The organism is Luteolibacter sp. SL250 (genome assembly GCF_026625605.1).
GTDB lineage: Bacteria > Verrucomicrobiota > Verrucomicrobiia > Verrucomicrobiales > Akkermansiaceae > Luteolibacter.
In genome coordinates this window covers 2,118,008-2,144,737 of the sequence record NZ_CP113054.1, presented here as the reverse complement: position 1 = coordinate 2,144,737, position 26,730 = coordinate 2,118,008, and the positions used below count along the sequence as shown (strand labels likewise).

Sequence of the window (26,730 nt, the reverse complement as noted above, 5' to 3'; positions counted from 1 at the left end):
ATGCCCGCGCCGGTGGATCGACGTTCACTCCGCGGGCTTTTCCGGAGTTCCCGCAGCCGCCGGAGGGAATCCCACATCGATTGAGATGTGGGTGGTCAGGAAATTCCCCATCGGTGTGCAGCAGTCGATGTCTCCTGCCCAGAAACCCGTCTCCCTCGCCCGCAGGCGGAGCTTGAATTCATAGCGGGAAGCGGACTTCGCCGCAGGCTCCAGATAGTAGCTGGTGAGCCCGAAGGCGCGGGTCCTCGATCCCGGCCTTGGCACCGCGGAGACCACCTCGAATCCGTCGAGCAGGCCATCCGCGAAGTCGATGTTGCCCAGATTCAACGGCTTTCCTCCCCTGCCCTCCACCAGCACGGAAAGATCGAACTCCTCTCCCACCGCCACGGTGTCCGGGTGATCCACCGTCACGTGGAAAGCCGGCTCCTCCCTCACCATGAGGAAATACCCCAGTCCGCCGATGCCCAGCCATGCCATGGACGTCACCAGGAACGTCACCAGCGCGGTGATGAGGATGATGCGCCGGGTGGACGCGGATCGGTGGGCCGGATTCATTTCACCATCGGATAGTCCGTGATCTGCTCCAGCTTCACCCCATAGATGCGGGCGATCTCCGGGGCGTCGGAAACGTGGTAGGCTTCATGATAGTAGATCTCCTTGATACCGTAGGAGCACAGCGTCTGCATGCAGGCGGTGCAGGGCATGGTGGTGGTGGCCACCAGCTTCACCTCACCGCGCTTGAACAGGCTGCAGAGGTTGATCTCCGCGTGGAGCATGAACTTCTGCCGGGCGTCGCGGTCCGACCAGAAGCCCTCCGGCGCGTTGAAACCCGGCGCCAGACCATTGTAGGCGGTACCGATCACCCGGTTGTCGAAATCAAGCGCCGCCGCCCCCACCTTCCGGTACGGATCCTCCGACCGCAGGCTGGCGACGTGCGCCAGGGCCATCGCGTAACGGGGGATCGAAAGACGTTCGGAAGTCATGGGGCGACATTGGCCGGTCGCCTGGAAATTGCCAAGCGCAACCCATGGGACGGGTAACGTGGCAGGGCAGCGACCACCGGGCGCGCCGAAGCTTCCGACGGATGGGTGGATGACCTCCCATGCGAGGAGGAATACCCGTGGACTTCCCGCGTTACAGCTTCGCCGGCCCTACCGGGCCACACTGTACCACCCACCCCCACCTGGACACATTCCCACTTGGATTCACGCCCGCCCGCCGCCAGATTCCACGGAAGTGAACTCACCCCGCTCCGGAGTCCTGGCCGCCATCGCCGCCTTCTTTCTCTGGGGGGTGCTTCCAATGTTCTGGAAGCTGCTGCATTTCCTGCCGCCCATCTCCATCGTCGCCCAGCGCACGCTATGGTCGCTGGTCATCCTGCTGCTGATCCTGCGGCTGCGGCGGGAGACCTCCTCGCTCGGCGCGGGGTTGCGTTCGCCGCGTGCCGTTTTCTGGCACCTGCTGTCCGGGCTCATGCTGTCCTCCAACTGGCTGCTCTACATCTGGGCCACGCTGAACAACCACATCATCGAGGGTGCTCTGGGCTACTATCTGAATCCGTTCTTCAACATGCTGTTCGGCGCGCTGTGGTTCGGGGAGCGCCACAGCCGTGGCCAGCTCGCGGCCATCGCCATCGCTTTTTGCGGCGTGCTGCTCCAGGTCCAGGCCATCGGCAGGTTTCCGTGGATCGCGGTGACGCTGGCGGTGACATTTTCCCTCTACGCCGTGATCCGGAAGCGCACCCCGCTCGGCTCGCTGGCAGGACTCACGGCGGAGACCGTTCTGCTGGCCCCGCTGGCCTTGGGATGGCTCGTCCTCCACTCCACCACCCCGGCGGATGCCTTCGGCACCTCCCCGTCCCAGTTCCTTCTGGTGGCCGCCACCGGGGTAGCCACCGCCGCACCGCTGCTGTGCTTCGGCTACGCCGCGCGGAAAATCAGCCTGACCACGCTGGGCATCCTCCAGTTCATCGGCCCCACCATCCAGTTCCTCATCGGCTGGCTGCTCTATCAGGAGGAAATGAGCACCCTGCGGCTCGTCTCCTTCGGCCTGATCTGGGCGGCCGTTTCCATCTATGCCTGGGACTCCATGCGTGGACGGAAAACCCGGTCCGTATGAGCCCCGCGAACGGGGCTTGCCCCGTGTCCACCGGGCGGCTACCCATGGGCATGCTCGATGAAGTGCGCTCGTTGTTGATCCTCCAGGACCGTGACCGCCGGTTGCTCGCGCTCGCCAAAGACCTGGACAAACTCCCCCAGGACGAAGCCAGGGCGAACGCGAAGCTCGCCGCCGACCAGGCCGCCGTCACAAAAGCCCACGACGCCCTCCGCGATGCCGAACTGAAGGTAAAAAAGGTCGAGCTGGACGCCAACACCCGCCGCACCAGCATCCTCCGCCTGAAGAACCAGCAGTTCGAAACACGCAAGAACGAGGAGTTCCAGGCGCTGGGCCACGAAGTCACCCGCTATGAAAAGGAAGTGGACGAACTGGAGACCCAGGAACTGGAACTGATGGAGGAGGTGGACAAGTTCCGCAAGGTGCTGGCGGACGCGGAAAGCGCGAAGAAGCACACCCAGGGTCTGATCGACGAGGACCTGAAAAGCATCCGCGACAGGAAGGAACGCCTCACCGCCACCCGGGATGAAGTCAGGGAAGAACGGGCGCCCCTCGCCGCCGCGGTCGAAGGTTCCCTCCTCGCCTACTATGAACGTCTGATGAAGACGAAGGATGGTCTGGCCGTGGCACCCATGCTCGACGGCGGCCGCTGCGGCGGTTGCCAGATGAAACTCATCGCCTCCACCGTGGTGAAGGTGCAGGCCGGAACGGAACGCGCCACCTGTGAAAACTGCGGGCGCATCCTCCACAACGGCTGAGCGGTCACCAGAACTCCTTGCGGCGCTCCTCGATCACCACCAGCCAGTTCATCATCGTCACCGGTGGCAGGTCCGCCGGATCGACCATCGGCCGAAGGTTCATGGTGGTGTTCGCCGGGTTGAGCAGGGCATCGTTGATGCCGCGTGAGTCCAACGGCCTCGCGGCTTTGTCCTCATCAGTATTGTCTTTGGCGGCCAACGACCCGATCTGCCCGGTTACCCCCACCGCATAGGGCGAAGAGTCCGCTCCGAAGCGCTTTTCCGGGGCGAACAACGAACACGGTGGGTAGTAGGGCAGCGTCCCGGTGTATCCCGCGGGAGCCGCGATGCTCACGGTATTGAAATCACTGCCGATGTAGAGCCGGTAGTTCGTCACCAGGGAGAATCCCTTCGTGAACGAGGAGAGGTTCGCGCATTCGTTGAGGATAAGACCGAAGTCACCGCTCGCGATCGGAAACGAGGGCTTTTTCACCGCCACGTTCGAGCGGTAGTCGGAATTCACCACCAGCGAGTTGTTCATCGTCACGTTGTCCGCTCCGATCGCGGCGAGGAATTTGGGAAATCGCTCCGGGAAGACGGAGACACAGATCCTGCCTTGCGGGCCGACCGTCGTGGTGAACGGTACACGGGGGCGGAAATATCCCCTACGGGTCCCGCCTCCCGACCATCCGAAGGCGGAGTCACTGAAGGTGATGTTTCCGGAAACACCTGACTTGAAATACAACTTCGAGGTGGTGCCATAGGCCACATCCACCGGCTCGGAGAAGTAGTAGGTGTCGTTCCGGTTCGCCACATGGGTGAAACCGATGGGGACCGAGGCCGCAGTCCCCTGAATGGGAGGAAAGTCATCATAGCGCCGGCTCCCTCCCTTGTAGTAGTGGAACCGGAACTCCGTGGGAGAAGGAGACGCGCCGCCTGTCACCTTCGTGACGTCCAGGCGCATCGCGCACTGCTTCGCGCCGGAGCTGTAGTCATTCCAAGCCGTGGTGGAGAGGGTGTTGGTCTCATCATCATTCGTCACGGAGTGGCGGTCGAAGAAGTCCGCCCCCCGGTTGATCGGAATGAAGGCGGCGCGCCCGCTTTCAGATGGCATGGAAATCGGGAAATAACCTCCGTTGGCGACTTCATACGCCTCGCGGACACCGGGGGTGAAGGGATTGCCGTCGAATTTCTTCCCGCCCACCGTCGCGTTCCTGTCCAGCGTCAGCCCCCCGCGAGTGGAAAGGCCCGGCAGGACGGCGCCGGCCTCCACCACCGCGCTGTCCGCAAACACATTTCCGGAGATGTCGATGTTCTTCCAGTCCACCCCGTCCTTGTACTTGCCAAGGTTGACGAAGGAAGACGCGGAGATCGCAAGCTGGGATGGCACCTCATAGATCGAGAGCACGAACTCCCTCCGTGAAAGCGCCGTCCCGGTCAGACCATTGTCATGATCCGCCAGGTCCATCGAGAATCCCCACCAGTTCCTCTTCGCCAGGAAGTTCTCCCCGGGCTTCGCATAGCCGAAGTTGATCGCGGGATACTTCAGCGTCTTGTACTCCTTTGCCGCCAGTCCATTGTAGTTCTTGCTGTTGGCGATGATGGGATAGACCAGGTCGTTCGTGTTCACCGTGCCATCGGTGGAGACCAAGGCCTCGGGGAATCCTTTGGAAAGCGTGCGGTTGATCCCCGGCGTCACATAGACGGTGTTCGCGGCTCCATGGACGTTGGTGAACATCAGGTTGGTGGTTCCCAACGCACCGTCCCCGGCGTTCGACGAAACGCTGTTGCCTTGACCGATGTTCTTCTTCCCGTCGGTGGTGATGGAGGTGCCCGCATTCGCCTGGATGACCGCATCCGCAAAGATGTTCTGCCAACGCAGGGAATCCCTCGATGTCCCGGCCGCCGCGGATCCGTTCCTCATCGCCCGCATCGCGCGGTTTGGAGTGATCGCCACGATGGACCTCAGGATGACGTCCTCCTTCTCGTTGTAGTCCACCCTGAGCTGGATGGTCGACTGGACGGACTGGGAGAGCAGCGCCCGCTTGTACGCGAAGATCAGCATGAAGGTGAGGATCGCCGCCGTGGAGATCACCATCACATAGGCAACATAGCCCGCCGGGTGGCGGTATCTTGGATTCGTCTTCATTGCTGCATCGTTCCCGAGTAGGTGAGCCGCTCGTCGGCCGGTCCGGTGAGCTGCATGCGGAGGATGCCATCCGTCACGAAGAAGGAGACATCCGAGGCTTTGCGCGTGATCGACCACTGCCGGGTCCCGAGGCTCGGGCTGGCGGAGTCCGGCACCAGATAGTAGTTGAGTTCCTCCCTGCCATCCTTCTCCTCGTAGGCCAGGATCGCGGACCGCATGGTTCCATCCGGCTGGCGGAAGTTCATCAGCATCACGGGGGATGCCGTCAACCTGGGATTCCGCCCGGCCAGTGCGTCGTCGATGGTGGCATGGAGCCGGAAACGGTCCGCCTTCCCCGCCATCTTCCCGACATAGAGGCCGATCATCGGCGCTTCCTCGCTGAGGAAACTCTGCGCTCCCAGGATCCTCAGGAACGTGATCTGCTGGTTCATCAACAGCAGGATGATGGCCGCGATCGACAGACCAACGCCCATGGCCAGGGTCAGTTCAACCAAGGTCATCCCTTTCTTCATCATGCGGTGGCAGCGTTTCATTGCGTCCGGACGACGGTTCGGGATTTGATGTACTGGCGGCCGCCGATCTGGTAGGTCACCACGCTCTGGAGCCTCCATACGGTCATTCCCGCCGGATTGGTGGCGGCGGTGCCGGACATGTCGAGGTTCCCCGGATCCGCGCTGCGCGAGCGGTAGACCGTGCCGTTGATGGGCCGGTTGCCGGGCAGGCGGCCCAGCTCGACCGTGGTCTGGACCGTGTTCGGATACACCGGCCAGGGCGAGGCATTGGACGTGATCGTTTCGAAAGGCACCCGCTGGGCGTATGCCCGCTCATAAGTCATGTAGGCGTCCGTCACCGTCTGCTGCAACGCCCACTGCCGGGGGTGCAGGACATTGAGGGAAAGCTTCAACAGCACCAGCCCCAGAATCGTCAGAATCGCCATCGAAAGCGTCGCCTCCACCAGAACGAAACCCCTGCCGGATCCCGGCTTGCGGAACCGGCGGACATTGCGGAAAGTGCGCCCGTGACAGGTGCCGCCAGGATTTCCGGACTGATCCTCATCTTCCTGCTGTGCGCCGCCCGCACCGCGGTCGGACAGGCCATCCTGGAACCCCCCTTCGGCCTGCAATGGGGGGATTCTCCACAGAAGCTGATTGATTGGGCGGGGAGACATTCGCTGGACGTTAATCTTTTTCTCCCCGGGGATCAACCTGCATTGCGGGTGCTGAAGATCCAGCCCAGGAAGGGCTTCCTGCCGGACACCCGGGCCGCCTCCGTGGAGGGACGGTTCCTCGGCGGCAAGCTCTACGAACTGACAGTCCACTACTCCGACCCCGAGGCGTCCTCCCAGATCATGGAGGGACGGTTCGAGGAACTGCGGAAGCAGATCACCGCGGAACAGGGAAAGCTCACCAACAACCTCCAGCAGAGGACCGTCAGCGACCAGTTCGCCACCAAGACCCAGTCGTTTCATCGGGAGCCGGTGAAGGGGTTGTTCATCTTGCTGGCATTTACGGAGGTCGAGGATCTCCTGCGGAAGAAACGCGAATCGAAATTCTCGCTGATCTATCGGAACGACAATCTGAGGGAGGAGATCAGGCAGGTTCTCGCGTCACCGGACAGGTGACCTATTCCATGGTGCCCAGCATGCTGTTCACATGCAGGTTGCGGCTCACCTGGAAGGTCAGTTTCGCAAGGCGGTCGATGCCAAAAGGGGTTGAGGTGAGCAACTCCACGGTCCACATCCCGTCTGAGGTCACATAGGTGTCGAGGTCCACCGGGCGGGCATCATCCTTCGGCACGTTCGCGTCACCCAGCATGACCGATGAAGGCACCACGATGCCCTCCGTGCCGAGCACCGCCGGCCCCTTGTAGATCTGGAGGTAGGCGCGGGAGTCCGGATACAGGTCCGTGGCAGCGACGGTCAGCGTCCGGATCTTCGCCCGGAAAACCTCCCCCTCCGCGATGCCGGAGATGCTGCCATTCGCAACAGGCCAGATCTGGATGTACTGGGACGCCAGTTGCGAAGCAGGGGAAAGCTGGTCCGGAAGGGAAAAGATGGAGAAACGCTCCTCACCCCTCACCTTGGTGCGGTCCGCCCCTGTGATCGACGTCACCTGGAAGCTGAATGTCCGCTCCCCGTTGCCGGTGATGGCGGTCTGGGAGAGCAAGGTGGCGAGCAACCGGTCCAGATTGAGACCCAGACCGCCGAGCCCATACGACTGCGTGTGCTGCAGGAAGGTGACGCTCCTGGCCGCTGAGGGAGCGGTGGCGTCCGCCGAAAGCCCCGTGACATTCACATCCACCCAGAACGGACGGTCGGCCCGGGTTCTGGGGATGGTCGTGTAGGGATCCTCAGACCGGATCACCAGCGTTGCAGTCGGGATGTAGGATCCAACGAATTTGCTGTCGAGCAGGTAGGAAGTCAGGGGAGCGGATTTCACCGTCCACAGCTCGAACCGGGCACCGTCATCCGCCACGGAGAGTCCGGACTGTTGTTCGCCGCTCGCACTGATGTTGCTCAGCTCCCATTCCACACCGGACGGCATCTGGATCTGCCTGATGAAATTGGTGTAGGTGGCCGTCGTCTGCGCGGACATGGACGTCACCGTGAGAGCCGCGAGTGAAAGGATCCTGAAAATACCCGTTTTCATGAATCAGTTGGTTTTCGGGGGGATGGGCTGCAGTTTTGAGATCGGCCCCCCCTGCAGGGTGGAGACGACGACATTGGCGCTCTTCGCCAGACGCTCGTTGAGCGCCTCCTCCAGAGGCTGCTCTCCACGTGCCTGTGCGAGCGTGATTTCCTGGGATGTCACCCAGCCACGGTTCGCGGCGTGGAATTCGGCCCAGCCGACCAGCCGCGCGCCGGGCTGCATGCCGACACGGTCCGCGAACTGCGGAGGCAGCGCGAGGATCGATTTTTTCGGGACCAAGGTGGCCAGTCCGTTGAAACAAAGGACGTCCGAACGGCTGATGAGATCCTGGGGGACATTCTCCTTGCTCGGATCCTTCCCCTCCTGGCGCGGAAGCTCGCGGAGCGGATCGTTCGCCTGCTGCTGCTTCAGCGCGCCCGCGAGCTGCTCGTGGGTCGCCGCATCACGCATCTGCTGCTTCTGTTGGGCGGAAAGCAGAGAAATCGAAGCCGCCAGTGCGATGGCTCCGGAACATGGGATTCGCTTCATGGGATGTCGGGGGTTCGGGGGAGGGGGAAAATAGTGGGGCCGGACTTCAGCGTTCGTCATCAACGGTCGGATCGCCGTCCACCTTCGGGGCATTCCCGGGATTGCTGGAATCGACACCATCGACGTTGTTGCCGTGGCCGTTGTTGCTCTTCGTCCGGAAGGTGACCAGAAGGGCGAGATCCTGTAGATCAAAACCGGAATCCCTTTTGTTGGTGTGGGTCAACTCCATCAGATAGATCACATCTTTCGGGCCGATTTTCACCCGCCCTTCACCGTCCAGATACTGGCGGATGAAATCATCGATCGTAGGCTGTTGGTAGAGCGGCGTGGTGGTGGGCGGTATGTCACCGTTGACCAGGGCCACCACATTGCCGTTTGGATTGGTGGATTTGAAAAGGGTCGACCATCCGTCGAAGTAATAGCGTCCCGCGAAGTTGATGGCATTCCCCGGCTGCACGGTACCGCTGTAGACCACCGTTGACGGGTTCACCTTGTCCTGGGTGTCACAGAAGATCCGGGAATAGTTGCTGTTGTTGATGCTTACCTGGGCCTCGGCCGGTACCCATTCCCAACGGGTGACCTGTCCCCACAGGTTCGTCCATACCACCTTGACGGACGCTCCGATGACCCGCACATCCATCGTCACCTTGACTTTCGGCGTGCAGGTCCCGGGAGGGGTGATTTCCACAATGTCCTTCACCACCGCCGGATAGGTGATGTCCCAGCTCAAAATCGGCCTCTCACCGATCTGTACGTACGCGGGGGTCGCGGACAGGGATCCGACCGGCACCGGTGGATCCTGGGCCCGCGCCGTTCCGGCACAGATCGCGCAGAGGGTGAGTGCAACCGCCCGGATGGCAGCGACTGCGTGGCTTGTTTTCATGGCTGGGTGTGGAGGTGTGTGGCATCCGCCCGCCCCGTCGGCCCTTCGGCCGGAGAAGCGGTCGACCTGGATCAGAGTGGCACGTGCGGCTTTCACCGTTCGTGCCAATTCGGGACAGAATACCCGATCCAGGTCGGCTGGAGCAGCACTTATCATAATGCGGCTCCAGAAATTAAATATTACGTGAACACGGGTGGGCGGATCGGGTGGGTGTGGGTTTTTGGACAGCAGTTGCAGGAAAGGAATTCAGCGGTTGGCGGACGGATCACTCCAAGACTTCCAAGGACCGGCGGGGATCTCATAGTCCTCGGCGAAGCGCCACTCGACCGTGGCCCCGCTGCGGAGATTCAGGAAATCCCGGACCGCCGGGCTCAGGTCGATGCCCGCAGCCTGGTTGAGGTTCGGGCGCGGAGCCTCGCTGCCGAACACATATTGGAAATGATCTGTCTCGAACGGTCCGACATCCTCCCACTGCGCGTAGCAGACACGCCCGGCATGGTGGATGGCAAGCCAGCGTCCCTTGCAGACGGACACGTTGTCCCCGCGATAGCTGCGCCAGAACCAGGGGATCACCTCACTTGCTTCCGGCCGGTGGCGGCCGTCTTTCCCGATGTCATTGTAGGGAAGCGCCACATAGAACGGGTTGAGCCGCGGCGCGAATCCCGCCGGCGCGAAACCGTCCCGGTTCTCCGGGTGGTCATATCCGCCGAAGCTGCCCTGCCAGTTCTGGTCCCAGGCACTCTTCACATTCGTTGTCGGATTGTTTTCCGAAGGCTGTTCCCCCACCCAGAACACCGTCGCGGTGATGTTCCGCTTCCAGGGCAGGTTCGCCCGCAGGCTGTCGCCGGACTGCTCCGCCACCCTGCGCGCCACCTGAGGAACTCCGAACGGATCGCTCAACGATGAAAGCGCGGACCGGCGCTCCTCAAGCAGTCCCTCATGCGCGGCTTCCAGACGGTCACCGAACAAAATCGAAGCGTCGCCCCCTGCGAGGCTCGCTCCGATCCACCCCATCACCGCTATTAAAGTTTTTGTCATTCCAGCGCAAAAAACTCGAACTCAGAAGCTGTTGGCTGGGGACACCGTAAAAAATTTTTGAAACCTTAACAAATAAAAAATGAATAATATTGAACGAAATCACGATTAGGCGGTCACCAACGCCTTTCGTTCATTTTCCAAGGATCAAACCTCTATCCCCACTTGGAACAAAAGCACCTACCTCTCTCAAAACGGGTCCGAAATCCACCAGATATTAGAGATCTAATTCAGGATATCAAGATATTTTATAAAAACTTACCAATCCGGTCAGCGGAGCTCCCGGCCCCCGCTGAAACGCCTGGCGAGATCCTGCAGGCTGAACTCGCTCAAGGTCGGCCTGCCATCTGCGGCGCAATAGGGAAGCTCGCACAAAAACAGCTCGTCCAGCAGAGGCCCCGCCTCCCTCAGGCTGGCCTTCACCGGTTGGGCCGCCTTCCTGGCCAGCAGCTTCGCCAATCTCTCGAAGGCGAATCGTTTCCCCGGCACCCCGTCATGCAGCAGATCATCCAGCAGTTCCCGCATGAAAACCACCGGCTGGTCCACTGGAATGGAAGCCGGAAGTCCTGAAATCTGGAGCGTGTTGCCACCGAACGCGGCCACCTCGATGCCAATCTCCGCGAGTGCCTCCCTTTCCTTCAAGACCGCATCCAGATCCCGGGGATCCAGCTCGATGAGGACGGGCACCAGCAGGCCCTGGACGGAGATGCCCTGAGCGTGCCTGCGCAGCAGTCCTTCATAGAGGATCCTCTCGTGGGCCGCCTTGGGGTCGAAAACCACCAGTCCATCCGCACTCTCCAGCAGGATATAACGCTGGTGGAGCAGGGCCAGGACCCGGAACCGCGCCGGGGCCGGATTCTCCAACCGCGTTTCCTCCATCTCCTCTGGCACGGTCCGCTCTGGAGCGGACACCGGCAGCAGCGGCTGGACCGCTCTGGCGACCGCCGCCCATGGCCGCACCGCTGGCGCGGCCTCCCGCACCGGCTGGCTCATGGGAAGTGGCTTCACCTCCGCCGCCGGCTCCACCACCGCGGCGGTGGCGGCCACATTGGCCACATTGGCCACGGTAGCAGCAGGCGGACGCAGCGCATCGGCCACAGCCTCCAGGATCACGTCCCTTACATCCAGCGGACGCCGGAACCTCACCTCCCTCTTCGCCGGGTGGACGTTCACATCCACCAGTGATGGCTCCAGATCGATCCACAGCCAGGCCGCGGGCTGCATGCCATCCGCCAGCCCTCCGCGGAAACCCTCCACCAGCGCCCGGGAGATCACGGAATCCTCCACCGGCCGGCCGTTCAGAAAGACGAACTGATGCCGCCGCCCCTTCCGCGCGTGCACCGTCGGCAGCAGCAGCCCGGTCACGGACACACCGTTTCCGCGGGTTTCCGGCACCGTGATCAACTCACGCGCCAGATCCGTCCCGACGATCTGGCGCACGCGACCGATGGCGGAGTCCGCCGGCGGCAGGTCGAACACCTCCCGGTCGTCCCGCCGCAGCCGGAATCTCACCTGCGGGGCGGCCAGCGCGTGCAGCCGCACCTGGTGCTCGATGTGGGCGGACTCCGTACTCTCCGCGCGCATGAACTTCTTCCGCGCCGGCATGTTGAAGAAAAGCGCCTTCGCCTCGATCACCGTGCCGGGGGCGCAGCCCGCATCCCTCACGTCCCTGACCGTACCTCCATCCACTGAAATCTCAGTCCCCACATCCACGCCTGCTTCACGGGTGACCATGCGGAAACGGGATACACTGGCGATGCTGGGCACCGCCTCTCCGCGGAAGCCCAGCGTGCGGATCTCCCCAAGGTCCGCGGATGTCCGCAGCTTGCTCGTCGCATGGCGTTCCAAGGACAACAGCGCGTCCTCCCGGGACATGCCGCAGCCATCATCGCTCACCCGGATCAACGCCGCACCACCGCGGTCCGTATCCACGCGGATCTCCCCCGCCCCGGCGTCGATGCTGTTCTCCACCAGCTCCTTCACCACGGATGCCGGGCGTTCCACGACCTCCCCCGCCGCCACCTGGCTGGCGAGGATGTCTGACAGAACCCGGATCTTTGGCATCGCGCCACGAATTAACTCCTCTTCCCCCGGGGCATCAATCCCCAACCCTCCATGGCATGCCAGGGCCGCGTCACGTGGCGGGAAGAATGTGGGTTCCGGCCAGAAATGCCGTCTTTCCGCCCGGAAAAACAATACATTCCGTGCTTGTCATCCTCTCCAAAACAGCGTTTGCGTCTGCGTCCCGCGCCAACGGATCCGTTTTCCAAGGGCGTGCATTGTACCCCACGTCTTATGGATACGCCTCCTTTCTCCGAACTCGGACTCCCCGCCCCGCTCCTCGCCGCCGTCGAGGCGCTGGGCTATGAAAAGCCATCGCCCATCCAGGCGCTCAGCATCCCTCCCGCACTGGAAGGGAAGGACATCCTCGGCCTTTCCGCCACCGGCTCCGGAAAGACCGCCGCATTCACCCTCCCCGCCCTGGCGAAGCTGGATGTGAAACTGGCCGTGCCGCAGGTCCTCATCCTCTGCCCCACGCGAGAACTCGCCGTGCAGGTCTGTGAGGAAGTCCACCGCCTGGGTGCGAAGCTCCCCGGCCTGCACGCCACCCCCGTCTACGGCGGCGCGCCCATGGACCGCCAGCTCCGCGCCCTGCGTATGGGCACCCAGCTCGTCGTCGGCACTCCCGGACGCCTGTTGGACCACCTCCGCCGCGGATCGTTCGATCCGTCGAACATCCGCATGGCCATCCTCGATGAAGCGGACCGCATGCTGGACATGGGCTTCAAGGAGGAGATGGACGAGCTGCTCGCCGCGCTGCCCGCGGACCGCCAGACCCTTTTCTTCTCCGCCACCATGAACCCCGGCGTCGCCCGGCTGATCCAGAAGTTCGGCAACGAGCCGCAGAAAGTGGAGATCCAGCAAAAGGCGAAGACCGTCTCCACCATCGACCAGTCCTACTTCGAGGTGCGCCAGCGCTCGAAGGTCGAGGTGCTTTCCCGCATCCTCGACATGAACCCGCCGCGGCTGGGCATCATCTTCTGCAACACGAAGCGCTCCGTGGACGAGTGCACGGAAGACCTCATCAACCGTGGCTACGCCGCCGACCGCCTGCACGGTGACATCACCCAGCAGATGCGGGAGCGGACGCTGAAACGCTTCCGCGACGGCTCAGTGGAACTCCTCGTCGCCACCGACGTCGCCGCACGCGGACTGGACATCGACGAGATCGACATCGTCTTCAACTACGACCTGCCGACGGATCCGGAGGACTACGTCCACCGCATCGGCCGGACAGGCCGCGCCGGTCGCTCCGGCCGCGCCGTTTCCTTCGTCTTCGGCCGGGAGATCTACCGTCTGCAGGCCATCGAGCGCTACATCCGCCAGGTCATCAAGCGGGAGAAGATCCCGTCCGTGGAGCAGGTGGAGGGCCGCCGCGCCGACCTCATCTTCGAACAGCTCAAGGAACGCCTGGAGTCCGCGAAATACGACTCCCACCAGGAACACATCGACCGCCTGCTGGAGCAGGGCCACACCCCCACGGACATCGCAGGAGCACTGGTCACCATGCTGCGTGAAGCCTCCGGCCGCGAAGGCGAGCCGATCGAGGAGGACCGCGAGCGTGAACGCCCGGCCCGCCCCGCGCGTGAACCCCGTCCGTTCCAGGAAAGGGAAGACCGCGGACCACGCCCGGAGCGTGCACCGCGCGGACCCATCGACCGGGAACCCGGCATGGCCCGCCTTTTTCTCTCACTGGGGAAAACCCACGGCGTCCTGCCGAAGGAGATCGTCGGCATGATGTACCGGGAAGCCGGTCTGCCGGACGGCTGCCTGGGCCGCATCACCCTTTTCCCGAAACACTCCCTCGTCGATGTCCCGGCGGAAATGGCCGACCAGGTCATCCAGCGCACCCGCAACGCCCGCCTGCGCGGCAGGCCTTTCCGGATCGACTACGACCGGGGACCGGAGTGATTTTGAATCGGATGATCCCAGTCTTCATGGAAGGGCGGTCGATGGCCGCCCTTCTTTTCGTTCATCCAGCGGATGACATTCGATGATGATCCCTCGCTCGCCAGCGAAGCATCAGCTCCCCTCTCTAGCTTTCTCCAGATAGCCACAGATCAGCGGGATCCTCTGTTCCACGGCGTCGATCTCCAGCAGGCGCTGGCGCAGGTCCGGGTCGTGGACGAACTGCTGGCTGATGATGTCGGTCATGAGTTCCGGGCTGTCCGCGCGGTCCACCAGCTTCAGGATGCCGTCACGCACCAGCGGCGGCTGGTCGCTGATGGCGTCCTCCACCGCGCCGCGGAGCGTCAGCATCGCCGCCTGCGCCTGGTTCTCCGGCTGGAAGCGGGAAAGGACCGGCTCGATGGTGGCGGAAGGATAGGGCTCGTCCGAATGCCAGTGGAGGAAGCGCACCCTCATCACACCGTGGAGGAGGAGATGGGAGGTTCCGTCATTCTGCTCCCGCGACGCCCTCACCAGCCCGATGGTCCCCACCGGGGCGGAACAATCCGCGGGACGGGGGCTTTCCCCGCCGATCAGGCGGGTCACGGCGAAAAAGCAGCTCCCCTCCATGGCATCCTCCAGCATCCGCCGGTAGCGCGGCTCGAAGATATACAGCGGCAGGCCGCCGTGCGGAAACAGGGTGCAGTCCGGCAGCAGCATGACGCCGCATCTTTCCGGTAGTTCCAAGCCAGCCATTTCCTATCAGACAAGCACCGCGGAGAGTTCCGTGCAACCGCATCCGTGAGGTTTTCGCTTGAAAAAATGGCTCCCGCCGTCTTTTCAAAACAGCAATCCGGGCCCGCGCCGCTAAGACGCCTGTCCCATCATTGATCCGTCTCCCATGATTGAAGTTGAAAACCTCACCAAATCCTTCGGAACCAAAGTCGCCGTGGACAATCTTTCCTTCTCCGTGAAGAAGGGCGAAGTCCTGGGTTTCCTGGGACCCAACGGCGCCGGCAAGTCCACCACCATGCGGATGGTCACCGGCTTCTTCCCCCCCACCTCCGGGGATGCGAAAGTCTGCGGCATCTCCGTGACGGACCGTCCGGCGGAGGCAAAGACAAAGATCGGCTACCTGCCGGAGTCCGCCCCCCTCTACAATGACATGACCGTCACCGGCTTCCTGAAATTCTGCGCCAGCGTGCGCGGACTGCGCGGGAGCGACCGGAATGACGCCGTGGAGAAAGCCATCGAGACCTGCTTCCTCCAGAGCGTGGCCCGCCAGTCCATCGACACCCTTTCCAAAGGCTACCGCCACCGCACCTGCCTCGCCCAGGCGCTCCTCCATGATCCGGAGGTGCTGATCCTCGACGAGCCGACCGACGGTCTGGACCCGAACCAGAAGCACGAGGTCCGCCAGCTCATCAAGCGCCTCGGCCAGAACAAGGCGATCCTGTTCTCCACCCACATCCTGGAGGAAGTGGAGGCCGCCTGCACCCGCGCCGTGATCGTGGACCGCGGCAAGATTGTCGCGGACGGAACCCCCGCGGAGCTGGTCGAACGCTCCGGCACCGGTTCCCTCACCGACCTGTTCCGCGCCGTCACCACCCGGGACACCGCCGCCTGATCCCCCTAACAGCCCACTTTTCCCCAATCCATGTTCACGATCTACAAACGCGAGCTGAAAAGCTACTTCACCCAGCCCACCGCCTACGCGATCATCGTCATCTTCCTGCTGTTCGCCCTTGGCTTCACGTTCTCCTTCGGTGCGTTCATCGCCGCGGGTGACGCCTCCCTGGAGTGGCCGTTCTTCGCCTGGCACCCGTGGCTCTACATGCTGCTCGCCCCTGCGGTGGGCATGAAGCTGTGGGCGGATGAGCAGCGTACTGGCACCATCGAGCTGCTGGGCACCATGCCGATCTCCACCTGGAGCGCCATCATCGGCAAGTTCCTCGCCCCCGCGACGGTCTGGCTCCTCGCCCTGCTCCTCACCTTCCCCATCGTCATCACCGTCAACTACCTCGGTGACCCGGACAACGGGGCGATCCTCTCCGGCTACCTGGGGAGCTTCCTGGTGTGCTGCACGTTCATCGCCATCACCATGCTGGTGTCCGCCTGCACCCGGGACCAGGTCGTCTGCCTGATCGTGTCGTCCGCGGTCTGCGCCATCATGGTCATCGTCGCCTACGAGCCGGTCGTCACGGAACTCCGTAAAATCGCCGCCCCGTCCGTGGTCGAGGTGCTCACCTCCTTCGGTGTCTGGGAGCATTTCCGCTCCCTCTCCCGCGGGCTGTTCCGCGTCCAGGACCTCATCTGGTTCGGCAGCCTCATCATCCTGCCCCTGCTCGGCACCGGGGCCATCCTTTCGGCCAAGCGCGCCTGAACCCCGCAATCCACCCATTCCTTTCCTCCATCGACCATGGCCAAAACCACACATCCGGTTACCCGGGCGGCCCTCGGCATCGCTGCCCTCGCCGCCATCGCCATCCTCGCCAACTGGCTCATCTCCCTGACCCCATTCGGGAACAAGGGGGTGGACTTCACCGAGAACAAGATCCTCACCCTCTCCGAAGGCACCCGCGGTCTGGTGTCCGAGTTGGATACCCCCGTCGTCATCCGCTACTATGCGACGCGGAACTCCCCCTACATGCCGGAGGATCTGAAGATCCACATGCGCCGCGTGGATGATCTCCTGAAGGAGTATGTCTCCCTCTCCAATGGCAAGATCCGCGTCGAAAACATCGACCCTGAGCCTGACACGGACGCGGAGGACTCCGCCAATCTGGATGAGATCAGCGGCCAGCGCATCAACGACGAGAACCTCTACCTCGGCATCGCCGTCGCCTGCCTGGACAGGACCCGCGTGCTGCCGTTCCTCGATCCCAACCAGGAGACGATGTTCGAGTATGAGCTGTCCAAGGCCATCTCCGAAGTGAGCACGCCGAAGAAGCCGGTGGTGGGCGTGATGTCCGCCTTCAACCTGGCCGGCCAGCCCGCGATGATGCCCGGCCAGCAGGGCAGCCCCGCATGGGTCGTCTTCCAGCAGCTCAAGCAGTCCTACGAGGTGAAGTACATGCCACTGAACCACACGGAGCTGGACCCCAAGGAGCTGAAGGTCCTCCTAGTCCTCCACCCCGCCGGCATCACCCCCGAAGGTGAGTTCGCCATCGACCAGTACCTGCTCGGCGGCGGCACCGTGATCGCCGGTCTGGACGCCTTTTCCGTCTCCGCCCAGATGCTGAGTGGCAACGCAAACCCGATGATGGGCCAGCAGGGCATCCCGGTCAGCTCCACCCTGCCGAAGCTGCTCCCCGCCTGGGGCGTTTCCTTCGAGTCCGTCAAGGTTCTCGCCGACCCCACCCATGCCACCGCGCTGGGAGGCAACCGCCAGGGTCTGGCCGTGCTTTCCCTGCCTCAGTCCTCCATGCCGCAGAAGGACAACGTGATCACCAAGGACCTCGGCTCCGTGGTGCTGTTCCTTCCGGGTGCGTTCAACCGCACCAGCGGCGGCGGCGTGTCCGTCAACACCCTCGTCCGTTCCTCCACCGAAGCCGGATTCGTGGACGCGGTCCGCGCCTCCCAGATCGACCCAACGCTCGCCACCTCCCTCAAGCCGGAGGGCAAGGCATTCGACCTGGTCACCCACCTGAGCGGAAAATTCAAGACCGCCTTCCCGAACGGCAAGCCAACCGCAGAAGGGCAGGAACCGAAGGAAGAGAAGAAAGAAGGCGAGGACGCGAAACCCACCCACCTGACCGAGAGTGCGCAGGACGGCAACGTCTTCCTCATCGCGGATGTGGACGCGTTCTACGACCGCTTCGCCTACAACGTGCAGAACTTCGGCGGCATGCAGATGGCCAGCCCGATGAACGGCAACGCGACGATGCTTTTCAACATCATCGACCAGGCCATCGGCTCGAAGCACCTCATCGGCTCCCGCTCCCGTTCCGCCCTGCGCAGGCCGTTCACGGTGGTCCAGGAGATGGAGGCCGCGTTCAACAAGAACGTCGGCGCGAAGATCACCGAATTCGAGACCAAGCAGAAGGAAGCCCAGCGCAAGCTGTCCGAACTGCAGGCCCAGAAAACCCAGGGCAGCGAGCTCTACCTTTCCCCCGAGCAGGAAGCGGAGATCCGCAAGCTGCGCGAGGAGCAGGTCAACTACGCGCGGATGGTCCGCGACCAGCAGAAGGAACTGCGCCGCCAGAAAGACGAACTGGGCGGACGGATCACCCTTCTGAACGTCGCCGCCATGCCCGCCCTCGTCGTTCTTTTCGGATTCGGCCTCTTCCTGAAACGTCGTTCCTCCACCCGCGCCCGCTGATCCCGCGGAGTCCGAACCAATCAACCTACAGCCATTTCCCCACTCTCCCATGAACAAACGTCAGGTCATCATCCTCTGGATCGTCGCCGCCGTGCTGGCCGCATCGGTCGCCCTCATCAAACGCGGAAAGGAAAACGAGACCAAAAGCGCCACCAACCGCGCCGCCGGACAGACCCTGCTGGAATCCTTCCCCGCGGGCGACGTCGCCACCATCGAGATCAAGGGCGCGGACTCCTCCGTGACGCTTGCCAGGAAGGACGGCAAGTGGATCGTCCCCCAGCGTGAGGATTTCCCCGCGAAGTCGAACGGCGTGAACAGCGTCAACGACCTCCTCCGGACCGTCGCCGACCTCAAGATCGCCCAGAGCATGCAGGCGGGCCCGTCGTTCGCCGCACGTTTCGGCATGGATGAAAGCTCGAAGGACCCGAAGGAGCACGGCATCAACGTGATCTTCAAGGACTCCGCCGGAAAGGAACTGGCCAACCTCACCGTCGGCAAGAACATCGAATCCGCGGCCGGCAGCGGTGTGCCGCTGGCAGGTGGTGGATCCACCGGACGGTTCGTCCGCAACCATGCGGACGATTCCGGATTCTATGCCACCAGCGAGCTTTTTCCCAGCCTGAGCGACCAACCGAAAAGCTGGCTCGCCGCGGATGAGTTCCTCCGCATCGAGAAGATCCAGTCCATCTCCGTCACCCTGCCGGGCAAGGACGAGATCGCCTGGAAGGCCGTGCGGAACAGCGAGGACGCGGAATTCTCCCTGGATGGAGCCGCAGACAACGAAGCCATCGAGCCTGCGACCGCCAACTCGCTCAAGAGCCTGCTGGCCTACAACCGCTTCGACGACGTGGTGCCGAAGGCCGACATCGAAAAGCGCGCTGTCGCCGACCAGAAGCGCGTGGCCGTGATCAAGACCTTCGAAGGCATCACCTACACCATCACCTTCACCCCATCCAAACCGGATGAGAAACCCGCCTCCTCCAACCCGGAGGATCCATCCCCCGCCGCGCAGGACACCTTCCTGGTGAGCGTGGTCGTGGAAGCGGACATTCCCAAGGAGCGCAAGAAGGAGGAAGGCGAAAAGCCGGAGGACGCGAAGACCAAGGATGAAGCGTTCGCCACCCGGACGAAGGAACTGAACGAATCCCTCGCGCGGGTGAAGTCATTCGCCCCCTACACCTTCCAGGTGGCGAAGGCGAGTTTCGAGCAACTGCTCAAGGACCGCGCCACCCTCACAAAGCCACCCGAACCCCAGGGGCAAGGCGCACAAGCCCCGCAAGCCGGTCCACAGGGCGGCGGATTCAACCTTCCTCCCGGCATGATCGTGCCGGGGATGGGCCCCTCCAACCAAGCGGTCAGCGAGCCTGTCGAAGCGGTCACACCGCCGGTCAGCATCCCTGCGGCGGATGAGAAGCCGGCGGAGGAAAAGGCTCCCGAAGAGAAGCCCGCCGAAGCTCCTGAAAAGAAATAAGCGATCTCCAACTGATGAATGGAATGGCCCGGCAACCCCGGGCCATTTCCGTTTGGAGGATGGAGCGTTGAATTTCGGGGCGCATGCCTGCTGACAAAACGGCTCTGTTTCGCCATGGACTACCCTCAGCCGGACGTCCCACGGCGTCCGCTGACCTAGCGAAGTTGCCCGGACATGAAACTCCGATTTCCGGGTTGTGAGGTGGGCCCGCTCCATTCTAGAAACATGGAATCCATGAAAGCCCCCGCCTTCATCACCGCTCTCTTGTGTCTGGGCGCCGTTGTCTGTGAGGCGACGGTCTTGCTCCACCAGGATTTCTCAAGTTATCCGTCCGGTTCCATTCATGGCAGGACCGTGACCGGGCCGAATGTCTCCGGAACCTGGACCGCCACCAATGACTCCTACGGGACGTTTTCCCCAGACGGCGGGATCCTTTCCTTCACCCGCACGCAGACGACCTCCAGCACCGCTGTCTCAAAATACGCCCAGTTCAGCGTCGCGGCCACGACGGACTCCACTGCCCTCCACCAGGAATTCTGGGCCATGGCAACGATTTCGACCGACACGCTGCAGGCGGCGTTCGTCTCCATCCCTCTCCACCGCGACAGCGGTGCTGCGGGGCAGAGGATCATCTTCGGAATCGACAGCGGAAAGGCGTTCCTGGCGACCGGGGCTTCCGGTGCGACCCTGAGCGCCCAGGCGCTGTCCACCACCACGCCGGGCACCGCCGGCCACACCCTGCTGGTCCGGATGGCGCAGGGAGCCAACACCAACGACGACATCTACCATCTCTGGATCGATCCCGACTTGGGCGCGGAGCAGGACGCACTGGGCGCTCCCGATGTCCAGATCACCGGTCAAAATTTTGTCTGGAACGGTGGCAGTTCGCTGGGATCCAACACGATCACCGCAAACGTCAGTTTGGGGATCATCACCACCCAGAACGCCACCCAACCGCAGGGCGGCAGCTTTTCCGACATCCGCGTGGCCACGACGTTCGAGAGCATCCTCGTTCCCGAACCCGGGACGACCCTGTTGTTGGTTCCCGGCCTCGCACTCGTGTGCCGTCGCCGGAGAGCGGTTTGACCGGCTCCGATCCGTGACCTCCGTCGAAGGAGTGTCGCCCGGTGAATGCCCCGGGTTGCCTGAAAATTTCCCCACAGCAGGAAGTCCCACGACTTCCCCTACAAGAGTTCACTCAGGCAACGCCTTCCAGAATGCGCGCCGGCTTGCCCTTGCGCAGGGCGTTGCGCTGCCACTTGCGGAAGCTGAAGTCCCGCTGCCGGAGCAGCGTTTCCAGAGAGGCTCCGTCATGCTCCAACTGGAGATGGGAGGCGAGGATCTTCCGCAGGCGGTAGAACGGGAGGTAGTGATCCTCCTCCAGTTTCCGGCGGCAGCCGAGGAAGCACTCCAGCACTTCCTCCCAGTCGGTGCCGTGGATCAGAAGACCGCGCAGGTCGAGCAGATCATCCCAAGCGGCTTCCGGAGTGGTCCGGAAAAGTTCCTCCACCACCTTTGCGGCGCTCACACGCCAGAAACGGGCCGGTTCGATGCTCGGGCAACAATTGCTCACGGGCGGAACGTAGCATTTTGAGACTGCGTCGCAATTGAAATTTTCAGCCGATTTGTACCCGGGAGCGGTCATTCTTCAGGATGATACGTGCAGGCCAAGCATTCTCTTGCATCGTCCCGCCCCCCCACCTAGCCTCCGCCCCGCCGTGCCGAAATCCGCTATTCTCGCCTTGGAAGACGGACGCTGTTTCGAAGGAACCGCGTTCGGAGCCACCGGAACCACCACCGGGGAAATTTGTTTCAACACCTCGATGTCGGGGTATCAGGAAGTCATCACCGACCCGTCCTACCGGGGCCAGATCGTGTCGATGACCTATCCACAGATCGGAAACTACGGGATCAACCTGGAGGACGACGAGTCCAACGGGCCGCACATCCGTGGATTCGTGATCGGGGAACTCTGCGAGGTCCCGTCCAACTGGCGCTCCCACAAGCCACTTTCCGAATGGCTGGCGGAGCACGGCGTGCTGGGCATCGAGGACATCGACACCCGCGCGCTCACCAAACACCTGCGCTCCCGCGGTGCGATGCAGGCCTGCCTGACGACCGAACTCGACAAGGAAGCCGCCATCGCCGCCGCAAAGGCCGCGCCTTCCATGGCCGGTTCCGACTACGTGAAGGAAGTCTCCACCGCGGAGGCCTACGACTGGACCGCGGAGTCCCGCGAATGGATCCTGCCGAACGCCCTCGCCGACATCTCCGGTCCCTACGCCGACCTGCCGCCGGTGAAGCACCGCATCGTCGCCTATGATTTCGGTCTGAAGTACAACATCCTCCGCCGCCTGCGCCAGGCAGGGTTCGAGGTGGAGGTCGTTTCCTCCACCACCCCCGCTTCCGAAGTGCTGGCAAAAGATCCGGACGGTGTCTTCCTTTCCAACGGCCCCGGGGATCCGTCCGCGCTCGGCTACATCCACGAGGAACTGAAGCAGCTCATCGGCAAGAAGCCCATCTTCGGCATCTGCCTAGGCAACCAGCTCCTCGCCCACGCCTTCGGCGGCACCACCTTCAAACTGAAGTTCGGCCACCGTGGCGGCAACCAGCCGGTGAAGGACCTGCGCACCGGCAGGATCTCCATCACCTCCCAGAACCATGGCTTCGCCGTGGACCCGGACTCCCTCCCGGACGACGTGGAGGTGACCCACATCAACCTCAACGATGGCACCGTGGAAGGCATGCGCCACAAGACCCACCCCGTCTTCAGCGTGCAATACCACCCGGAAGCCGCCCCCGGTCCGAACGACGCCGCCTACTTTTTCGAGGAGTTCTCCGCGCTCATCGACGAAGCGAAGAAGTAAAACCGCGAATGGACGCAAATGGACGCGAATTGATCTTCAAGGATGAAGTGTATTCCATCGTCTCCTGCGCGTTCGAAGTCCTGAATGGAATCGGTCATGGCCTGCATGAAAAGCCCTATGAAAACGCCCTGGCGGTGGAGATGCTCCACAGGGGTATTCCATTCGTCCAGCAGCCACGGTTTCCGGTCGTTTGGCGAAACCAGATGGTCGGAGAGTTCATTCCGGATCTCATTGCCTACGGCCAAATCATCATCGACACAAAGACGATCGAGCGGATCACCCAAATCGAACGTGGCCAGATGCTCAATTATCTGCGAATCAGCAAACTGAGCGTGGGCGTCATCCTCAACTTCAAGAAACGAAAGCTGGAGTGGGAACGCATCGTCCTCTCTTCAATACAACCCTCTTCATTAGCGTGAATTCGCGTCCATTCGCGGTTCAAATCCTCCAATCCGTATGAACACCATCGTCGTAGGTCTCCAGTGGGGAGACGAAGGAAAAGGCAAAGTCGTCGACTATCTGACGGAAACCGCTGACGTGGTCGTGCGCGGCCAGGGCGGGAACAACGCCGGCCACACCGTCATCGCCAAGGGCGTCCGCTACATCCTCAACCTGCTTCCTTCCGGCATCCTGTGGGATGGCAAGATCAACGTCATCGGCAACGGTGTCGTGGTTGATCCGGTGGGTCTGGTCGCGGAGATCGAGCGGAATGAAGGCCAGGGCGTGTCCATCACCGCGGAGAAGCTCCTCATTTCCGACCGCGCGCACGTCGTCCTCCCGTTCCACAAGGAACTGGACGCGGCGCGCGAGATCGCGCTGGGCGACCAGAAAATCGGCACGACGAAGCGTGGCATCGGCCCGACGTATGCGGACAAGGTGAACCGCTGCGGCCTGCGAATCGCGGACCTGCTCGACAAGGAATTCACCACCGCCCAGGTCACGCGCCGGGTTGCGGAGGTGAATGAGATCCTCGCGAAATACGACCTGCCGCAGTTCACCGCGGAGCAGGTCATCACGGAAGTCTATGCCGCCTTCGAGCGCCTGCGCCCGCACGTGACCAACACCATCCCCGTGCTGCACAAGGCATGGAAGGAAGGAAAGACCGTCCTTTTCGAAGGCGCGCAGGGCACGCTGCTGGACATCGACTACGGAACCTATCCGTTCGTCACTTCCTCAAACACGACTTCCGGCGGCTCCTGCACCGGGTCCGGCCTGCCACCGAACGCCATCCAGCGCGTGGTGGGCGTGTGCAAGGCCTACACCACACGTGTCGGTTCCGGTCCGTTCCCAACCGTCGATGAAGGGCTTTCCGAATACCTGCATGGCCTGGGCCGTGAGTTCGGCGTCGTTTCCGGCCGCCCGCGCGGCTGCGGCTGGCTGGACACCGTGTTGCTCCGCTTCGCCTGCATGGTGAACGGTGTCACCGGCCTGGCCGTGACGAACGTGGACGGTCTCGACGAATACAAGACGCTCCAGATCTGCACTGGCTACGAGATCGACGGCGTGGTCCATGAACTTCCTCCCGCCGACCGTTCCGCATGGGACAAGGCGAAGCCGGTCTATGAAACGCTGCCCGGCTGGCTGAGCGACACCACCTCCACCACCCGCTACGAGGATCTGCCCGCGAACGCGAAGGCCTACCTCACCCGACTGTCGGAGCTGTGCGGCGCGCCGCTGGCTTTCGTCGGTGTCGGACCGGACCGGGTGCAGACGCTGGTGGTCTGATGAGCCTGAGGCTTTTCGTGGAAAACGAACGCCGTCTTCATCATCCCGTCACAAGTGTTGGTTTCCTTTCCCCCGTGAAATCCGCCACACTCAACGAGAATCCGCCGACCGAATCCATGCCCAAGCATCCGGACATCCCCCGCCACATCGCCATCATCATGGATGGCAATGGGCGATGGGCGAAGGAGCGGGGCCTGCCGCGCCGGGAGGGCCACCGCGCCGGTGCGGAGTCCATCCGCGAGGTGATGGAGGCGTGCAAGGAACTGGGCGTGGAGTATCTCACGCTCTACGCGTTCTCTTCGGAAAACTGGAACCGTCCGGAGGATGAGGTGCAGGCGCTGATGAACCTGCTGGACCGCTTCCTGGACGAGCAGGCGAAGGAACTGGACAAGCAGAAGGTACGCCTGCAGGCCATCGGCCAGCTCGACCGCCTGCCGCAGAAGACGCGGGAGCGCTTGGAGAAGATTATGGCCCGGACGGCGGGGCATCGCTCGATGACCTTGGTGCTCGCGCTTTCCTACGGAGCGCGGGAAGAGATCGTGGCTGCCGCCAAGGCGCTCGCGGAAGATGCCCTTGCGGGAAAGATTTCTCCCGCTGCCATCGACGGGGACGCCTTCGCATCCCGGCTCCAAACCGCAGGCATCCCTGACCCGGACCTGCTGGTGCGCACCTCCGGGGAACTAAGGGTCTCGAATTTCCTGCTGTGGCAGATCAGTTACGCGGAGATCGTGATCGTGAAGAAATTCTGGCCGGACTTCCGCCAGGGGGACCTCTTCGATTCCGTGAAGGAATACCAGTCGCGCCACCGCCGGTTCGGCGCGCTTTGAGAAAATCCCACGGATCCGGCGGATCTTCACCTTTCCTAAAGGTACCGGGCGATAGTTTCACCCCATCCGCCGATGAACCCCGCCCGACTGCTCACCCTTTCCTTCGCCGCGCTGCTGGCCTCCGGTTGTGCCTCCCACACCGGACTGAATGCCGACCAGCCGCTGCCCGCGGACTGGAAGAATGCCGGAGGATTTCCTGTCGCCTCCCCTTCCCGCGACCTGTCCCGCTGGTGGACGAAGTTCAACGACCCGGTGCTGAACCGGCTGGTAACGACCGCCCTGGAGAACAGCCCGGACATGGCCACCGCCTCCGCACGCATCCGTGAGTCACGCGCGAACTTCGACGCCCAACGCTCGACCCTTTTCCCGAGCCTCAACGGATCCGCCGGCACGAACTACAACGCGGCGAGCAACGATAGCATCGGCACCACCTCCAACTCGTTCTCCACCGGCCTCAGCGCCTCATGGGAGATCGATCTGTTCGGCAGACTGCGCAGCCAGCTCCAGACCGCAGCCGCCAACCTGGGAGCCACGGAGGAGAACTACAACTCCGTCCAGGCCGCCATCGCCTCCGAAGTGGCCATCTCCTACGTGACGCTCCGCTCGCTGGAGGCGCGCCTCGCCACCGTGAAGGCCAGCCTGGGCAGCCGCGAGGAAACCTACAACATCGCGAAGTTCCGCCAGCAGGCGGGCATCATTGACACCCTCGAGGCCGACCAGGCGCTCACCAGCCTCCAGCAGGCCCGGGCCTCCATCCCGTCCCTCGAGCAGTCCGCCGCCCAGACGCGCAACCTCATCAACCGGCTGGCCGGAAAGAACCCGGGCACGCTCGACGGCATCCTCAACTCCGGCCGCAAGGCGGTGCCGAATCCGCAGCAGTCGCTCGCCATCGGGATCCCCGCGGACACCATCCGCCAACGTCCGGACGTCCGTGTGGCCGGCTACCAGTTGCTGGCCGCCGCCGCCAGTGTCCGTTCCGCGGAAGCACAAAAGTATCCATCCCTGAATCTCTCCGGCTCGCTGGGACTGAACACCATCACCTCTGGAAAACTGTTCAACCCGGAGACCGCCACCGCCGGACTGGCAGCGGGGATCACCAGCCCCATCTTCGACGCGGGCCGCATCCGTGCAGAGATCGCCGCGAACAAGGCCTTCGAGGAACAGGCGGTGCAGACTTACCGCTCCAACGTCCTGACCGCCCTCTCCGAGGTGGAGGACTCCCTCATCGCCTGCAAAAAGTCCGCCGAGCGGCTGGAAGCCCTCCGCCAGGCCGAAACGTCCGCCAGATCCGCCGCCAATCTTTCCCAGCAACGGTACGAAGCCGGGGTCACCGACATCCTCACTGTCCTCGATTCCCAGCGCACCCTCCTCGGTCTGGAGGAAAGCGTCATCTCATCCCAATCCGACCGCGCGATCGCCTACATCCAGCTCTACAAGGCGCTGGGCGGCGGCTGGTCGAAATAACCTCTTTCCATC

At 62.9% G+C, this 26,730-nt stretch carries 25 protein-coding genes and 1 pseudogene; 14 read left to right on the top strand and 12 right to left on the bottom strand.

Annotation, left to right across the window (positions count from 1 at the left end):
* Nucleotides 1-24: 24 nt before the first annotated feature.
* Together OVA24_RS09510 and OVA24_RS09505 are read right to left on the bottom strand one after the other, a co-directional pair.
* On the bottom strand, nt 25-555 hold the full coding sequence (locus tag OVA24_RS09510) for a hypothetical protein (protein ID WP_267674973.1): 531 nt from the start codon (nt 553-555) through the stop codon (nt 25-27).
* Nucleotides 552-983 (bottom strand): deoxycytidylate deaminase, encoded by a 432-nt coding sequence (locus tag OVA24_RS09505; protein ID WP_267674972.1) that lies wholly within the window; start codon nt 981-983, stop codon nt 552-554. The genes OVA24_RS09510 and OVA24_RS09505 overlap by 4 nt, the downstream gene beginning before the upstream one ends.
* 253 nt (nt 984-1,236) lie before the next feature.
* On the opposite strand from OVA24_RS09505, the gene rarD reads away from it, so the two are divergent.
* Nucleotides 1,237-2,118, top strand: coding sequence for an EamA family transporter RarD (gene rarD / locus OVA24_RS09500; protein WP_267674971.1), 882 nt, complete (start codon nt 1,237-1,239; stop codon nt 2,116-2,118).
* Nucleotides 2,115-2,873, top strand: coding sequence for a zinc ribbon domain-containing protein (locus OVA24_RS09495; protein ID WP_267674970.1), 759 nt, complete (start codon nt 2,115-2,117; stop codon nt 2,871-2,873). The genes rarD and OVA24_RS09495 overlap by 4 nt, the downstream gene beginning before the upstream one ends.
* A gap of 4 nt (nt 2,874-2,877) precedes the next feature.
* Here OVA24_RS09495 and OVA24_RS09490 read toward each other — a convergent pair whose 3' ends face one another.
* From OVA24_RS09490 to OVA24_RS09480, 3 genes are read right to left on the bottom strand one after another with little or no spacing between them, the layout of a single operon-like run.
* On the bottom strand, nt 2,878-5,001 hold the full coding sequence (locus OVA24_RS09490) for a hypothetical protein (protein WP_267674969.1): 2,124 nt from the start codon (nt 4,999-5,001) through the stop codon (nt 2,878-2,880).
* Nucleotides 4,998-5,534, bottom strand: a complete 537-nt coding sequence (locus tag OVA24_RS09485; RefSeq protein WP_267674968.1) for a hypothetical protein — start codon at nt 5,532-5,534, stop codon at nt 4,998-5,000. Before OVA24_RS09485 ends, OVA24_RS09490 begins: the two co-directional genes overlap by 4 nt.
* Nucleotides 5,531-5,938 carry a hypothetical protein gene (locus OVA24_RS09480; protein ID WP_267674967.1) on the bottom strand — a complete coding sequence of 136 codons (408 nt, stop codon included), beginning with the start codon at nt 5,936-5,938 and terminating at the stop codon, nt 5,531-5,533. The genes OVA24_RS09485 and OVA24_RS09480 overlap by 4 nt, the downstream gene beginning before the upstream one ends.
* Nucleotides 5,939-6,019: 81 nt before the next feature.
* On the opposite strand from OVA24_RS09480, the gene OVA24_RS09475 reads away from it, so the two are divergent.
* Nucleotides 6,020-6,622, top strand: a complete 603-nt coding sequence (locus tag OVA24_RS09475; protein WP_267674966.1) for a hypothetical protein — start codon at nt 6,020-6,022, stop codon at nt 6,620-6,622.
* A gap of 1 nt (nt 6,623) precedes the next feature.
* On the opposite strand, the gene OVA24_RS09470 is transcribed toward OVA24_RS09475, so the two are convergent.
* From OVA24_RS09470 to mutL, 5 genes are all read right to left on the bottom strand, one after another.
* Nucleotides 6,624-7,649 carry a hypothetical protein gene (locus tag OVA24_RS09470; RefSeq protein WP_267674965.1) on the bottom strand — a complete coding sequence of 342 codons (1,026 nt, stop codon included), beginning with the start codon at nt 7,647-7,649 and terminating at the stop codon, nt 6,624-6,626.
* 3 nt (nt 7,650-7,652) lie between these two features.
* Entirely contained in the window at nt 7,653-8,177 is a 525-nt protein-coding gene (locus tag OVA24_RS09465) for a hypothetical protein (protein WP_267674964.1), read from the bottom strand.
* 46 nt (nt 8,178-8,223) lie between these two features.
* Nucleotides 8,224-9,060 (bottom strand): hypothetical protein, encoded by an 837-nt coding sequence (locus OVA24_RS09460; RefSeq protein WP_267674963.1) that lies wholly within the window; start codon nt 9,058-9,060, stop codon nt 8,224-8,226.
* A 246-nt stretch (nt 9,061-9,306) separates the two neighbouring features.
* Complete coding sequence (locus tag OVA24_RS09455; RefSeq protein WP_267674962.1) at nt 9,307-10,074, bottom strand: hypothetical protein; 768 nt, start codon at nt 10,072-10,074, stop codon at nt 9,307-9,309.
* 291 nt (nt 10,075-10,365) lie between these two features.
* Nucleotides 10,366-12,159: a DNA mismatch repair endonuclease MutL gene (gene mutL, locus OVA24_RS09450; RefSeq protein ID WP_267674961.1), complete on the bottom strand. Its 1,794-nt coding sequence runs from the start codon at nt 12,157-12,159 to the stop codon at nt 10,366-10,368.
* 231 nt (nt 12,160-12,390) lie between these two features.
* Here mutL and OVA24_RS09445 point away from each other — a divergent pair, with 231 nt between their 5' ends.
* Complete coding sequence (locus OVA24_RS09445; RefSeq protein ID WP_267674960.1) at nt 12,391-14,067, top strand: DEAD/DEAH box helicase; 1,677 nt, start codon at nt 12,391-12,393, stop codon at nt 14,065-14,067.
* A gap of 111 nt (nt 14,068-14,178) precedes the next feature.
* Here the strand turns inward: OVA24_RS09445 and OVA24_RS09440 are convergent, their stop codons facing one another.
* Nucleotides 14,179-14,763 carry an LON peptidase substrate-binding domain-containing protein gene (locus OVA24_RS09440; RefSeq protein ID WP_267674959.1) on the bottom strand — a complete coding sequence of 195 codons (585 nt, stop codon included), beginning with the start codon at nt 14,761-14,763 and terminating at the stop codon, nt 14,179-14,181.
* 181 nt (nt 14,764-14,944) lie between these two features.
* Here OVA24_RS09440 and OVA24_RS09435 point away from each other — a divergent pair.
* From OVA24_RS09435 to OVA24_RS09415, 5 genes and pseudogenes are all read left to right on the top strand, one after another.
* A pseudogene (locus OVA24_RS09435) lies at nt 14,945-15,610 on the top strand (ATP-binding cassette domain-containing protein); the annotation flags it as partial.
* Between the two features lie 90 nt (nt 15,611-15,700).
* Nucleotides 15,701-16,426: an ABC transporter permease subunit gene (locus tag OVA24_RS09430; protein ID WP_267674957.1), complete on the top strand. Its 726-nt coding sequence runs from the start codon at nt 15,701-15,703 to the stop codon at nt 16,424-16,426.
* A 36-nt stretch (nt 16,427-16,462) separates the two neighbouring features.
* Nucleotides 16,463-18,364, top strand: coding sequence for a Gldg family protein (locus tag OVA24_RS09425; RefSeq protein ID WP_267674956.1), 1,902 nt, complete (start codon nt 16,463-16,465; stop codon nt 18,362-18,364).
* Between the two features lie 49 nt (nt 18,365-18,413).
* Entirely contained in the window at nt 18,414-19,835 is a 1,422-nt protein-coding gene (locus OVA24_RS09420; RefSeq protein ID WP_267674955.1) for a DUF4340 domain-containing protein, read from the top strand.
* A 234-nt stretch (nt 19,836-20,069) separates the two neighbouring features.
* Nucleotides 20,070-20,921, top strand: coding sequence for a hypothetical protein (locus tag OVA24_RS09415; RefSeq protein ID WP_267674954.1), 852 nt, complete (start codon nt 20,070-20,072; stop codon nt 20,919-20,921).
* Nucleotides 20,922-21,033: 112 nt separating this feature from the next.
* On the opposite strand, the gene OVA24_RS09410 is transcribed toward OVA24_RS09415, so the two are convergent.
* A complete protein-coding gene (locus OVA24_RS09410) occupies nt 21,034-21,408 on the bottom strand; it encodes a hypothetical protein (RefSeq protein WP_267674953.1) in 375 nt (124 codons plus the stop codon).
* A 145-nt stretch (nt 21,409-21,553) separates the two neighbouring features.
* On the opposite strand from OVA24_RS09410, the gene carA reads away from it, so the two are divergent.
* From carA to OVA24_RS09385, 5 genes are all read left to right on the top strand, one after another.
* Nucleotides 21,554-22,702, top strand: coding sequence for a glutamine-hydrolyzing carbamoyl-phosphate synthase small subunit (gene carA / locus OVA24_RS09405; protein ID WP_267674952.1), 1,149 nt, complete (start codon nt 21,554-21,556; stop codon nt 22,700-22,702).
* Between the two features lie 8 nt (nt 22,703-22,710).
* A complete protein-coding gene (locus OVA24_RS09400) occupies nt 22,711-23,121 on the top strand; it encodes a GxxExxY protein (protein WP_267674951.1) in 411 nt (136 codons plus the stop codon).
* A 37-nt stretch (nt 23,122-23,158) separates the two neighbouring features.
* Nucleotides 23,159-24,427: an adenylosuccinate synthase gene (locus OVA24_RS09395; protein WP_267674950.1), complete on the top strand. Its 1,269-nt coding sequence runs from the start codon at nt 23,159-23,161 to the stop codon at nt 24,425-24,427.
* Between the two features lie 74 nt (nt 24,428-24,501).
* Nucleotides 24,502-25,254, top strand: a complete 753-nt coding sequence (locus OVA24_RS09390; RefSeq protein WP_267674949.1) for an undecaprenyl pyrophosphate synthase — start codon at nt 24,502-24,504, stop codon at nt 25,252-25,254.
* A 72-nt stretch (nt 25,255-25,326) separates the two neighbouring features.
* Nucleotides 25,327-26,718: an efflux transporter outer membrane subunit gene (locus OVA24_RS09385; RefSeq protein WP_267674948.1), complete on the top strand. Its 1,392-nt coding sequence runs from the start codon at nt 25,327-25,329 to the stop codon at nt 26,716-26,718.
* Nucleotides 26,719-26,730 lie beyond the last annotated feature (12 nt).